This is a genomic window from Streptomyces sp. HUAS MG56 (assembly GCF_058673395.1).
In genome coordinates this window covers 6,935,486-6,947,760 of record NZ_CM178722.1, presented here as the reverse complement: position 1 = coordinate 6,947,760, position 12,275 = coordinate 6,935,486, and the positions used below count along the sequence as shown (strand labels likewise).

The following is a 12,275-nucleotide window of genomic DNA, read 5'->3' as shown; positions in this document are numbered from 1 at the left end:
CGCCCGGAGCGCCGCCGGGCCGTTGGCAGGTCCGTCGGGCGGGCCCGGTGGGGTGGGTGTGGGGCTCAGGGCAGGCGGACGCGGGCGAGTTGGCGGGACTGGGCGACCAGACGGTCGTCGGTGTCCCAGACCTCGGCGTCCTCCTCCAGGAAGCCGCCGGCCAGGTTGCGCGTGGTGATGGAGATCCGCAGCGGGCCGGGGGCCGGGCGGTGGCGCACGTGGACCGTGAGTTCCACCGTGGGGACCCAGCCCTTCAGGCCGATCTCGAAGGCGGTGGGCGGCAGCGCGTCCACCGCGAGCAGCAGCGAGAGGGGGTCCGCGTCGCGGCCGTCGGCCAGGCCGAACCAGGCGCGCATCTCCCCCTTGCCGGAGGGTGCGCCCAGGGCCCAGCCGAGGGTCGACGGGTCCAGCTTGAGCATCAGGCGGTCGGCGATCGCCGAGCTGCCCTCGACGGGGGCAGGTCCGTCCTCGGCGCCGAAGCACTGCTCCAGCGGCGGGATGGCGGGCGGCGTCGCCGTCGTACGGACGTCGTCGGGGAGGTCGGCGAGGTCGCCGTAGGAGGCGAGGACGCGGATGCGTTCGACCTCGTCGCCGTTGTCGTCGTACTGGTAGAGGGAGGCCTGGCCGGTGGAGAGCGTGCGGCCGGTGCGGACCGTCTCGGTGCGGACGACCGCCGGGCCGGGGCGCGAGGCGGTCAGGTAGTGCGCGGTGACGGTGAAGGGGTCCGGGTGCGGCAGGGTGTCGGCGAGGGCCCGGCCGAGCACGGCCAGCAGGTAGCCGCCGTTGACGGCGCTGATGATGGTCCAGCCGGCCGAGAGGTCGATGTCGTAGACCCCGGACGCGCGCCGGGTGACGGCGGTGTCGCGGTCGAACTCGCTGGCGCCGATCACGGCCGGTGCCGGTGCGGCGGGTGCGGAGGCTCCTTCTGGCATGGGTGAACGGTACAACAGAAAATTACTAAGCGGTAGCTTTCTCGGAGGGGCGAGACCCTGCCGTTTCCCTGTCGGCCATCCGGGTGAGCTTCCGGCAATTTCTCGGTAAGCGCCCGGAGACGTCCAGAACCCCAGGCCCCTGATTCCCCTCTATGGGGACATGAGCCTCACCGGGACTCCGTTCCTCTACACGACCATCGTGCTGGCCGTGGTTGCACTGATACTGCCGCTCGCCTTCTGGTCGCGGGTGCGCGGGCCCAAGGCCCTGCGCGCCGCCGCCCGCGTACTGATGCTGCTCTTCGCCCAGGGCACCGCCATCACCCTCGTCTTCGTGTTGGTCAACAACTCGAACAACCTCTACGACAACTGGGCCGACCTGCTCGGCACGGGCAACCACGTACAGCAGGCCGCGAACCTCGGCGCCGACGGCACCGGCGGCATCGCGTACAAGAAGCTGCCCAAGGTGGAGCAGAAGTTCACCCAGGCCGACGGTCCCGGCATGCACGCGGCCGGCGGGGTCAAGGTCACCCAGCTCAAGGGCCAGGTGTCGGGGGTGAGCGCCGAGGTCTACGTCTGGCTGCCGCCGCAGTACGACGATCCGGCCTACAAGGACAAGAAGTTCCCGGTCGTCGAGCTGCTGTCGGGCTACCCGGGCTCGGCGAAGGCCTGGTTCGGGTCCATGAAGGCGCACGAGCAGCTGGAACCGCTCATGAAGAGCGGCCAGGTCGCCCCGTTCATCCTGGTGGCCCCGCGCACGAACCTGATCGCCAAGATCGACACCGGCTGCGCCAACATCCCCGGCACGGTGAACGCGGACACCTGGCTGAGCATCGACGTACCGAAGATGATCACGGACAACTTCCGCGCCCAGTCCGCGCCGGACGGCTGGGCCGCGGCCGGCTACTCGGCCGGCGCCCACTGCGCGGCCAAGCTGGCCGTCGCCCACCCCGACCGCTACCGGGCCGCCGTCAGCCTCTCCGGCTACAACGACCCGATCGGCGAGCGCAACTCGCTGGCCGCGGGGAGCGAGGAGCTGCGGCGGGCCAACAACCCCTACTACATCCTGAAGAACTACCGCACCCCGCCGAAGATCGCCCTCTACATCTCCGGCGAGAACGGCGACGGCTACCAGGCCGGTGTGGCACTGGAACAGATCGCGAAGCCGCCGACGTACGTGAAGGTGGTGTTCCTGCCGCGCAGCATGGGCGGACACTCGATGGCGCTGTGGCGGCCGCAGGTGCCGACGGTCTTCGAGTGGCTGACCACGGAGCTGACGGGGCAGAGCAGCACCCCCCGGCACACCCGCACGCCGAGCCCGCTCAGTCCTCTGACACCGTCGAGCGGCGGTTCCAGGCGCGCGGAGCTCGCCAGTGGTAGCGCATCGCGAGCAGGCGGAGCACGAAAGCCGTGACGACCGCGAGCCCGCTGGTGTACGGGTTCAGCACGCCGTAACGGATGCACAGCACCACCATCGTGGCGCCGACGATCGCTGGGACCGCGTAGAGGTCGCGGTCCCAGCGCAGCAGCGACGGCACCTCGTTGGCCAGCACGTCCCGCAGGACGCCGCCGCCGACGGCGGTCGCGAGGCCCAGCGTCGCCGACGCGGTCAGGCCGAGGCCGTAGCTGTACGCCTTCGTCGTACCGCTGACACAGAACAGGCCGAGGCCGGCCGCGTCGAAGACGAGCACCGCCCGCTGGATCCGCTCCACGTGCGGATGCAGGAAGAAGACGACGAGCGCGGCGAGCAGCGGGGTGACGAAGTACCCGAGGTCGGTGAAGGCCGCCGGTGGTACGGCCCCGATGATCAGGTCGCGGAACAGTCCCCCGCCCAGCGCGGTGACCTCGGCGAGGACGCCGATGCCGAACACGTCGAAGTTCTTCCGGACGGCCAGCAGCGCGCCGGAGATCGCGAACACGAAGATGCCGATGACGTCCAGCGAGTGCTGGACGGAGGGACTGAAGAGAGGCTGGAGCTGCACCCCGACATTCTCGCCTGCCGGGGCGCGTGAACCTTACAAAGAAAGGCTCACAGGGTGACATCCCTGTGAGCCTTTCTTACTGAGGTGTCCTTACTTGTCGGTCGAGCCGCCCTCGGTGGTCTCCTCGGCCGACTCCTCGGCCGCCGTCTCGCTCGGCTCCCGCGACTCGGCGGTCCCGGTCTCCTCGGAGCCCACCTCACCCTCGGCGACCGCCGTGGCCAGCGCCTCCGAGGTCTGGGCCGACTCGGCCAGCACCTCGTCGGAGACCAGCTCGGCGGCCTCCTTCGCGGCCGTCAGCAGGACGGTGTCCTGCGGTGCCTGGTCCTCGAAGTTCTCGGGGTGGTGGCAGGCGACGCGCTGTCCCGGACGCAGCTCCACGAGCTGGGGCTCGGTCGTCCTGCAGATCTCCGTGGCCTTCCAGCACCGGGTGTGGAACCGGCAGCCGCTCGGCGGGGAGATCGGCGAGGGGACGTCGCCCTTGAGCAGGATGCGCTCGCTCTTGGCGTTCTTCCGCTTCGGGTCCGGGATCGGCACCGCGGACATGAGCGCCTTGGTGTACGGGTGCATCGGCGTCTTGTACAGCAGGTCCCGGTCGGCGAGTTCGACGATCTTGCCGAGGTACATCACCGCGATCCGGTCCGAGACGTGCCGGACGACCGAGAGGTCGTGCGCGATGATCACGTACGTCAGGCCCAGTTCCTCCTGGAGGTCGTCCATGAGGTTCACGACCTGGGCCTGGATCGACACGTCCAGCGCGGAGACCGGCTCGTCGGCGACGACCAGCTTCGGCTTCAGGGCGAGCGCGCGGGCGATGCCGATGCGCTGACGCTGACCGCCGGAGAACTCGTGCGGGTAGCGGTTGTAGTGCTCGGGGTTGAGGCCGACCACCGACAGCAGCCGCTGCACCTCCTTCTTGATCCCGCCCTCCGGCTCGACACCCTGGAGCCGGAACGGGGCTCCGACGATGGTGCCGATGGTGTGGCGCGGGTTCAGCGAGGAGTACGGGTCCTGGAAGATCATCTGCACGTCACGGCGCATCGGGCGCATGCCCGCGACACCGAGGTGCGTGATGTCCTTGCCCTCGAACTCCACCTTTCCGGCGGTCGGTTCGAGCAGCCGGGTGATCAGGCGGCCCATGGTGGACTTGCCGCAGCCCGACTCGCCCACCACGCCGAGGGTCTCCCCGGCGCGGACCTCGAAGTCGATGCCGTCGACGGCGCGCACGGCACCGACCTGCCGCTGGAGCAGCCCCTGCTTGATGGGGAAGTGCTTCTGCAGCCCGGTCACCTTCAGCAGGGTCTCGCCGGGTGCGACGTCCTTGCCGAGGGTGGCCGCACCGGCAGCCTTCACCTCTTTGTCCTCTGCGTTCTCACTCACAGCTTCGGCGCAATCTCTTCGGTCCAGATCCGTTCCCGCTGCTCCTGCGACATGTGGCAGGCGGCCCAGTGCTTGCTCCCGACCTCGGTCAGCTCGGGGCGGACCGTGCGGGTCACGTTGTCCTTCGGGACGTCGGCGTACGGGCAGCGCGGGTTGAAGGCGCAGCCGGACGGGATGTTGATCAGCGAGGGCGGGGAGCCCTTGACCGGGATGAGACGCTCCTGCTGGTCGCGGTCCAGACGCGGCATCGAACCGAGCAGACCCCAGGTGTAGGGGTGGCGGGGCTCGTAGAACACCTTCTCGGCCGGACCGCGCTCCACGCAGCGGCCGCCGTACATCACCAGGATGTCGTCGGCCAGTTCGGCGACGACGCCCAGGTCGTGGGTGATGATGATGACCGCGGAGCCGAACTCCTTCTGCAGATCGCGGATCAGGTCCAGGATCTGCGCCTGGACCGTCACGTCGAGCGCGGTGGTCGGCTCGTCCGCGATGAGCAGCTCGGGGTTGTTCACCAGCGACATGGCGATCATGGCGCGCTGGCGCATACCGCCGGAGAACTCGTGCGGGTAGCTGTTCACCCGCTTGTCCGGCTGCGGGATGCCCACCCGGTCGAGCATCTCGACCGCGCGCTTCTTCGCGGTCTTCTTGTCGACGTCGTGGTGGATCCGGTACGCCTCCACGATCTGCGCGCCGATCGTGTAGTACGGGTGCAGCGCCGACAGCGGATCCTGGAAGATCATCGCCATGTCGCGGCCGCGCAGCTTGCGCACGTGGTCGGGGTCGGCGGACAGCAGCTCGGTGCCGTTCAGCCAGATCTCGCCGGAGATCTGCGCCTTGCGCTTGCCGTACTGGCCGGCGGTGTGCAGGCCCATGATGCCGAGCGAGGTCACGGACTTGCCGGAGCCCGACTCGCCCACGATGCCGAGGGTCTTGCCCTTCTCCAGCTGGAAGCTGAGGCCGTCGACGGACTTCACCAGACCGTCGTCGGTCGGGAAGTGCACCTTCAGGTCGCGCACTTCGAGGAAGGAGGTCGGCGCGGGCGAGGCCTCCGTGGGCTCGCCCACGGCTGCTCCGGTCTTGCTGAGTTCGGTCATGCGAGCCTCACTCGGGGGTCGATCACGGCGTACAGCACATCGACCGCGAGGTTGGCGATGAGCACCGCGAGGGAGGTGATCAGGGTGACGCCCAGGATGATCGGCAGATCCTGGTTCTTGATGGCGGTCAGCACGGCCTGGCCGAGGCCGGGGATGCTGAACGTGGTCTCGGTGAGGATCGCGCCGCCGATCAGGGCGCCGAGGTCCATGCCGAGCATGGTCAGGATCGGGGTCATCGTCGAGCGCATGGCGTGCTTGCCGATGACGACCTGCTCCTTGAGGCCCTTGGCGCGGGCGGTGCGGATGTAGTCCTCACCGAGGATCTCCAGCATGGTGGCCCTGGTGATACGGGCGTACATCGCCGCGTACAGGAAGGCGAGGGTGATCCAGGGCAGGATCATGCCGCCCAGCCAGCCGGAGAAGCTGTCGCTGATCGAGACGTACTGGCCGTTGATCCAGTTCAGTCCGTAGCTGAAGATCGCCAGCGAGAGCAGACCCGTGAAGTAGATCGGCAGCGAGACACCGCTGAGGGCGACGACCATCGCGCCGCGGTCCCACAGGCTGCCCCGCTTGAGGGCGGAGAGCACACCCGCGGCGACACCGAAGACCAGCCACAGCACGGCGGCACCGAGCGCGAGACCCAGGGTCACCGGGAAGCGGTCGGTCAGCACCGGCCAGACGGCCTGCTCACTGCGGAAGGAGTAGCCGAAGCACGGCGCGGCACAGTGGGTGACATCGCCGCCGGCCGCGTAGGTGCGGCCCACGAATATGCCCTTGAAGAAGTGCCAGACCTGCGAGTAGATCGGATCGCTCAGACCCAGCTTCTCGCGCACCGCCTCGACGGCGTGCGGGTCCGCCTGCTTGCCCACGAAGCTCGTGGCGATGTCCACGCCCGCCCACTTGGGGACGAGGAAGAAGATGCTGAAGACCACCAGGATGATGACCACCAGCATCACTACGGCGGCGAACAGCCGCCTGATGAGGTAAGCGAGCACAGCTAACGGCCCGCCGCGGACCGCGGGCCCCCGGAGATCTTCCGGAGGGCCCGCGGCTCGCCGCGCCGGCCTTCACCTGCCTTTCGTGCCGTTCGGCGGGTGTGCCGGGACTACTTCGTGGACTTCAGGCCGAGGTTGACGAAGTCGTAGTAACCGCTGTACGCGTTCGTCGTGTACACGTTGCCCAGACGCGAGGAGCGGATGTTGAGCAGCCGCTCGAAGGTGAAGGGCAGGTAGTACGCGCCCTCCATCACCTTGTGGTTGATCTCCGTGGAGATCTGCGTCTTCTTCGCCTCGTCCAGCGTGGTGGTGTACTGGTCGAAGAGCCCGTCGATCGTCTTGTCCTTGATCAGGGCGTAGTTGTTGTTACCGCTCTGCAGGATGTACTTGCTGTCCCACAGCGGGATGCCGTAGCCCTGGACGGTCGGGAAGTCCGGACCCCAGCCCATGATGATGATGCCGAGCTTCTTCTTCTCGACGTTCGACGGGGAGCCGATGATGCCCGGGCTCTGCGAGCCGTCGTACTGGTAGATGTCGGCGTTGATGCCGACCTTCTTCAGCGCGGCCTGCAGGGACTCGGCGGTGGCGACTTCCTGCGCCTTGTTGTTGCGGACGGCGATGGTGGTCGAGAAGCCGTTCGGCTGACCGCAGGCCTTGAGCTCCTGCTTGGCCAGGTTGACGTTGCCGTTCTTGTTGGCACCGGAGATCTGGTACGGGTCGTACTTCTGGCCCTCGCCACCGGCGACCGACGGCGGGAGCATGTTGGTGCCGATGTCACCACCGGCGATCGGGCCACCGCGGGCGGTCTGCAGCGACACGTGGTCGGCGGCGTAGATCACGGCCTTGCGGCAGTGGAGGTTGTCGAACGGCTTGACGCTCTGCGGGAAGACCGCGTAGCGGATGAAGCCGGAGACCGGGTTGTCCAGGTTGTCCTTGTGCTGCTTCAGGGCGATCTGGCGGCCCTGCGGGCCAAGGCCGGTCTGCGAGGCGTCGATGTCGTAGTCGCCGTCGATCAGGCGCTGGTCCGAGTCGGCCTGGTTGGTGGAGATGTCCAGGGTGATCTTGTCCGGGTACGCCTTGCGGACCGGGTCCGAGGACGCCTTCCAGTTGGTGTTGCGGACCAGGACCAGGTTCTTGCCCGGGCTGTACGACTGGAACTTGTACGGGCCGGAGGAGAACGGGTGCAGGCCGTACTTGGACTTGGTGTCCATGTCCTGGCGGACCGGCGAGGCCGTGGTCATCGCCAGCACCTGGAGGAAGTCCGAGTTGGCCGTCGGCAGGTGGAAGACGATCGTCTTCGCGTCCGGCGTGTCGATCGCCTTCAGGCCCAGGTGGTCCTTCGAGGTGTCCTTGTACGGACCCTTGTAGGTGTTGTTCGGGTCCAGCATCTGCTGGAGGTAGACCGGACCGCCGGACAGCACGTCCTGCGCCCAGGAGCGCTCGATGCCGTACTTGATGTCCTGGGAGGTGATGGCCTTGCCGTCCTCCCAGGTGATCCCGTCACGCAGCGTGAAGGTGTAGGTCTTGCCGTCGGCCGAGACCTTGCCCGCGTCGGTGGCGAGGTCCGGGGTGAGCTTCGCGCCCTCGGCACCCGGCTCCGTCTTGTAGGTGAGCAGCTGACGGCTGTAGTAGCGGGAGAAGTCCCACATGAAGCCGTAGTAGCCGCGCGTGGTGTCCCACGAGTCGGCGTCCTGCGTGCTCACGAACTTCAGGGTGCCGCCCTTCTTGACCTGGTCGGCCTGGGCAACCTTGTTGTTCGCCGCGTCGAAGCCGGCCGCGCCGTTCTTCGAGCTGCCGTTGCCTCCGCCACACGCCGCCGTGGTCAGCAGCCCGGCGACCACTGCGGCAGCGGCAAGGGCCTGCTTGCGCCGCCCTGAGGTGCGTTGGGTAGTCACGATCTCGGATCCTCCGGAATTGATGAGAGACCCCGTGGCTGAGCTCACGGGATGCTTGGGGTACGGCACTTCAGCGGGAGCCCTTCGGGTCGAGCGCGTCCCGCACGCCGTCGCCGAAGAGGTTGAAGGCAAGAACCGTGATGAAGATCGCCACGCCCGGGATCACCATGTACATGGGGTCCGAGTCGTAGTAGTCGATCGCACTCGACAGCATCTGCCCCCAGGAGGACGTGGGCGGCTTGACGCCCACGCCCAGGAAGCTGAGCGCCGCCTCGGTGAGGATGTTCGTGGGGATCATCATCGTCGTGTACACGATGATGGGCGCGACGAGGTTGGGCAGCAGCTCCTTGAAGAGGATGTAGAACTGCCCGGCGCCGAGCGAGCGGGCCGCCTCGACGTACTCGCGCTCACGCAGCGAGAGCGTCTGGCCGCGGACCACCCGGCCGATGTACGGCCAGCCGAAGAAACCGATGACCAGGATCATCACGAACACCCGCACGCCCGTGCCGGTGAGTCCCAGCATCTGGTTGGGCATGACGGAGACCAGCGCGATGATGAACAGCAGCTGCGGGAAGGCGAGCAGGCCGTCCATGACCCGGCTGATCAGGGAGTCCACCCAGCCGCCGAAGAAGCCCGCCAGGACGCCGAGGACCGTGCCCAGGATGACGGCGACCACGGCGGACAGGAAGCCGACGAGAAGCGAGATCTGCGCGCCGTAGAGGATGCGGGCGAAGATGTCGCGGCCGTTGACCGGCTCCACGCCGAGCAGGTGGTCACCGCCGATGCCGCCCAGTGAGCCCTTGGGGGTGCTGAACAGCGGGTCGATCAGGTCCTGGTGGTAGACGTCCGGGTCCTGGCCGACCAGGCTCGTGATGACGGGCGCGAGCAGCGCGATCACGATGAGGAGCAGCACCACGACGCCGCCCGCCAGGGCGAGTTTGTCCCGCTTCAGGCGCTCCCAGGCGATCCGTCCCAGGGAGCGGCCCTGAACGGCCTTCGCGTCCGCGGCGGCGACCGCCGCTTCCTCGGCCGCACCGGGCGCCGCTTCCGCGGCCGGCTCGTGCAATGGTGCCGTCATTAGGCTGGGACCCCTCTCAACCGGTGGTAACCGGCCCGCACTTGCCGCTGGTAGCGGCATCATTCAGTCCGTCGTACACACAGGGGCGAGCCCCTTGAAGGGGGAGTCTTCAATGCCCGCGCGACAAGCCGCCAGCCTTGGCAGCGAATGGATGCGTAACCGTGATGCAAGCAGGCGTTTCCTGTTATGCGGACAGTTAGTCGCAGCAAGCGGACGGTGAGCGGAGGTCGCCCGGGGCGGGTTGGCGGCCGTACGGCGAGGTCGGCGGCGGGGTCAGTAGCCGCCGGGCACCGGCGGATAGCCGTAGCCGGGAGCAGGGGCCTGCGGCTGGGGCGGTGACTGGAGCTGCGGCTGGGGCTGGGGGTGCGCCGGGGGTACGGCGGCGTGGGCGTCGCGGTCGTAGAACGGGCGGGCGTTGGCCCGCATCCACATCACGACCGGGTCGTAGTCGTCGGTCATCGCGACCGTCGACACCGGCAGGCCCTCGGGGACCGCGCCGACGGACTGCTGCATCATCGCGCGCACCGAGTCGACCGCGGCCGGGGAGGTGTCGTACACGTCCAGGCCGATCACGAGGTACGGCGCCCCGAGCGCGGGCTGCACCCAGGCGCGGCGCAGGGAGCGCAGGGCCGGGGTGCGGTGGGCGTTCTGCGCGAGCAGGGCGTAGAACTGCGGGACCTCGATGCCGGGTTCGTCGACCCGGAGCGGGCCGGCGGGCTGGCGGTCCAGGCCCGTGGCGATGCGGCGCAGGTCCAGCCAGGGGATGCCGACGCCGCCGCCCGGGGCGTGCGGGTTGACCCACAGGCCGTAGTGGTCCGGGTAGAGGGTGCGGGCCACGTCGAGCCCGTCCACGACCTCGTAGGAGCGGTTCCAGCCGCTGGCCGACAGTTCCTGGGCGGAGGTGACGCAGGGGGCGTAGGGGAGGCCGTCGACCTCCATCGTCCCGTACTGGGCGTCCGGGGAGCCGGCCTGGCCGTGCCACAGCAGCATCCAGATCTGGCCGGAGGAGGGGGTGGCGAGGGCACGCAGCAGGGCCTCGTAGGCGTCGTAGCGTCCGGGCGTGACCTGGCGCAGCGTGTGTTCGACGCTACCGAGGCCGCCGCTGTGGCTCGCGCTCACCTTGTCGTGCCCTTCTGTTTTCCGTGCCCCGTGTGTGGAGACAGCTTAAGCGCCTGCCGGGGTGCCGCTTCGGGTTCGTTCGCGGGTGCGGGTGCGTTGCGGTTTCTCGCGCCCGCGCGGCGGAGCCGCATATCGGACACAGTCCCGCGCCCCCTTGGGGCGCCTTCAGTGGCCGTACTGATAGAAGGGCCTGACATTCCCCCGCAGCCATTCCGCCACCGGGTCGTCCGTGACGTCCAGGAGGACCAGGCTGACCGGCCAGGCGACCGGGATCCTGCCCAGGGCGCGGCCCAGGGCCTCCATCGGGAGGGTGCGCAGGTCGCCCTCCCACCGGGAGAGCTCCACGCCCACGAACATCACCGGGTCGTCCGTCTCGACGGCGGCCAGGCAGCGGCGGGCGGTGCGGACCACGCCGGTCTCGGCGAACTCGGCGGACGCGGCGGCGAGGAAGTCGACCGGGTCGTCCTGCCAGTCGGGCTCGAAGAGGCGGACCCGGCCGCCGGTGTCCGGGCCGTCGAGGGGGGTACGGCCGGCGCGGCACAGCTCGGCCACGGCGGCCGGCGGGAGCGGGATGCCGACCAGCGCGTCCGGGTTCACCGCGATGCCGACCTGCGCGGGCAGGCCCCGGGCGAACTCGACGGCCGGGGCGATGGTGTACCCCATGTGGGAGCCGGCCGCCTGGCGCAGCTGCTCCTCCGAGCTGAAGACGGGCACGTAGGCCTGGCCGTCGATCTCCAGCGTGGGCAGGTCCAGCGGGCCGCTGCCCGGGCCGCCGCCGTTGGGCAGCGGGATCCACAGGAAGCTGCGGCCGAGGACCTCGATGATCCGGCCGGCCGCGGTGGGCACGCCGAGGGAGGCCGCGAGCACCTCCTCCAACTCGTTGCCGGGCCAACCGCCGTGCGGGTGGGGGTGCGCCTGTGCCGGGAAGTCCGCGGGAATGTCCGCCGGGAAGTCCATCTGCCTACCGCCTGCTGGGAACCACTGCTGTGACCATGAAGGCTAGCGGGTTGCTGTGACCGTCCCCTCACCGTGGGAACGCGATCCGGCGCAGGGCGTCCGCCGCGGGGCGGTCCAGCAGGGTCGCCGAGCCGACGCCCGCCGGCAGCGCGCCCCGCTCGACGGCGGCGAGCAGCCGGGCCGTCGTACGGCGGTGGCGGGTGAAGGCGTAGCGGGAGACGCCCCGGCCGCGCTCGCGCTGGCCCTCGCGGGCCGTGCCGGGGGTGACGTCCAGCAGGAGCAGGTGCAGGGTGCCGCCGCGGCGGCGGGCCTCGCGGGCGAGCCAGCCGCGCACCCAGCTCCGGGTGCCGCAGTCGTGCACGACGACGCCCTCGCCGGTGCGCAGGGCGCGGCGCAGGCGCGCGTAGTGGGCGAGGCGGACCAGGGGGCGGTAGAGCGCGTAGGGGAGGAAGCCGGGCAGGCGGGCGGCCCAGCGGTCGCGGGTGTCCTGGGAGTCGATCCGGCGGCCGGGGACCGCGCGGCGCATCAGCGTGGACTTGCCGCTGCCGGGCAGTCCCGTGATCACCACCAGGTCCTCGGCGCGGAAGAGCAGGGCGTGCGGGCCGCGGCCGGCCCGGTCGCGCAGGTCCCGGACGACCGGGGCCGGGGCGCGGCGCTGCTTCGGCACCGCGACGCCGCTGGTGACGGTGGCGTACACCGGGGTCCTGTTCACCGTGTCGGTCCTCCCCTGTCGGTTCAGTAACAGCTCTGCCCGTGAAACGTAAAGAGAAGGTAATGGACCGAGGTCGGCAGTACGGTCCGCGTGCTGCCACAGGCCGGTTACAAAAGCCCGCTCGGCGTGCAATGATG

11 protein-coding genes are annotated in these 12,275 nt (G+C 69.5%); 1 reads left to right on the top strand and 10 read right to left on the bottom strand.

Annotation, left to right across the window (positions count from 1 at the left end; translation table 11 throughout):
* Positions 1–65 precede the first annotated feature (65 nt).
* On the bottom strand, positions 66–932 hold the full coding sequence (locus AC4OXY_RS32835) for a thioesterase family protein (RefSeq protein ID WP_356034576.1): 867 nt from the start codon (positions 930–932) through the stop codon (positions 66–68).
* Between the two features lie 160 nt (positions 933–1,092).
* Here AC4OXY_RS32835 and AC4OXY_RS32830 point away from each other — a divergent pair, with 160 nt between their 5' ends.
* The gene (locus AC4OXY_RS32830; RefSeq protein WP_376289376.1) at positions 1,093–2,343 is read left to right on the top strand and encodes an alpha/beta hydrolase; all 1,251 of its coding nucleotides are present in this window, start codon (positions 1,093–1,095) and stop codon (positions 2,341–2,343) included.
* On the opposite strand, the gene AC4OXY_RS32825 is transcribed toward AC4OXY_RS32830, so the two are convergent.
* The 9 genes from AC4OXY_RS32825 to AC4OXY_RS32785 form a co-directional block, all read right to left on the bottom strand.
* The gene (locus AC4OXY_RS32825; protein ID WP_356034570.1) at positions 2,252–2,911 is read right to left on the bottom strand and encodes a trimeric intracellular cation channel family protein; all 660 of its coding nucleotides are present in this window, start codon (positions 2,909–2,911) and stop codon (positions 2,252–2,254) included. The genes AC4OXY_RS32830 and AC4OXY_RS32825 overlap by 92 nt on opposite strands.
* Before the next feature lie 90 nt (positions 2,912–3,001).
* Entirely contained in the window at positions 3,002–4,288 is a 1,287-nt protein-coding gene (locus tag AC4OXY_RS32820) for an ABC transporter ATP-binding protein (protein WP_491991520.1), read from the bottom strand.
* Entirely contained in the window at positions 4,285–5,382 is a 1,098-nt protein-coding gene (locus AC4OXY_RS32815; RefSeq protein ID WP_356034565.1) for an ABC transporter ATP-binding protein, read from the bottom strand. The genes AC4OXY_RS32820 and AC4OXY_RS32815 overlap by 4 nt, the downstream gene beginning before the upstream one ends.
* Positions 5,379–6,377, bottom strand: a complete 999-nt coding sequence (locus AC4OXY_RS32810) for an ABC transporter permease (protein WP_356034562.1) — start codon at positions 6,375–6,377, stop codon at positions 5,379–5,381. The genes AC4OXY_RS32815 and AC4OXY_RS32810 overlap by 4 nt, the downstream gene beginning before the upstream one ends.
* Before the next feature lie 110 nt (positions 6,378–6,487).
* A complete protein-coding gene (locus AC4OXY_RS32805; RefSeq protein ID WP_376289381.1) occupies positions 6,488–8,272 on the bottom strand; it encodes an ABC transporter substrate-binding protein in 1,785 nt (594 codons plus the stop codon).
* A gap of 70 nt (positions 8,273–8,342) precedes the next feature.
* Positions 8,343–9,350 (bottom strand): ABC transporter permease, encoded by a 1,008-nt coding sequence (locus AC4OXY_RS32800; protein ID WP_356034557.1) that lies wholly within the window; start codon positions 9,348–9,350, stop codon positions 8,343–8,345.
* 273 nt (positions 9,351–9,623) lie between these two features.
* On the bottom strand, positions 9,624–10,469 hold the full coding sequence (locus AC4OXY_RS32795) for an enhanced serine sensitivity protein SseB C-terminal domain-containing protein (RefSeq protein ID WP_356034554.1): 846 nt from the start codon (positions 10,467–10,469) through the stop codon (positions 9,624–9,626).
* Between the two features lie 165 nt (positions 10,470–10,634).
* Positions 10,635–11,426 carry an enhanced serine sensitivity protein SseB gene (locus tag AC4OXY_RS32790; RefSeq protein WP_356034551.1) on the bottom strand — a complete coding sequence of 264 codons (792 nt, stop codon included), beginning with the start codon at positions 11,424–11,426 and terminating at the stop codon, positions 10,635–10,637.
* A gap of 67 nt (positions 11,427–11,493) precedes the next feature.
* Positions 11,494–12,138 carry an AAA family ATPase gene (locus AC4OXY_RS32785; protein WP_356034549.1) on the bottom strand — a complete coding sequence of 215 codons (645 nt, stop codon included), beginning with the start codon at positions 12,136–12,138 and terminating at the stop codon, positions 11,494–11,496.
* Between the last annotated feature and the right edge of the window lie 137 nt (positions 12,139–12,275).

Coding starts and splice junctions, on each gene's coding strand:
- AC4OXY_RS32835 (WP_356034576.1), bottom strand. CDS start 932: ATGCCAGAAGGAGCCTCCGCACCCGCCGCACCGGCACCGGCCGTGATC.
- AC4OXY_RS32830 (WP_376289376.1), top strand. CDS start 1,093: ATGAGCCTCACCGGGACTCCGTTCCTCTACACGACCATCGTGCTGGCC.
- AC4OXY_RS32815 (WP_356034565.1), bottom strand. CDS start 5,382: ATGACCGAACTCAGCAAGACCGGAGCAGCCGTGGGCGAGCCCACGGAG.
- AC4OXY_RS32800 (WP_356034557.1), bottom strand. CDS start 9,350: ATGACGGCACCATTGCACGAGCCGGCCGCGGAAGCGGCGCCCGGTGCG.
- AC4OXY_RS32790 (WP_356034551.1), bottom strand. CDS start 11,426: ATGGACTTCCCGGCGGACATTCCCGCGGACTTCCCGGCACAGGCGCAC.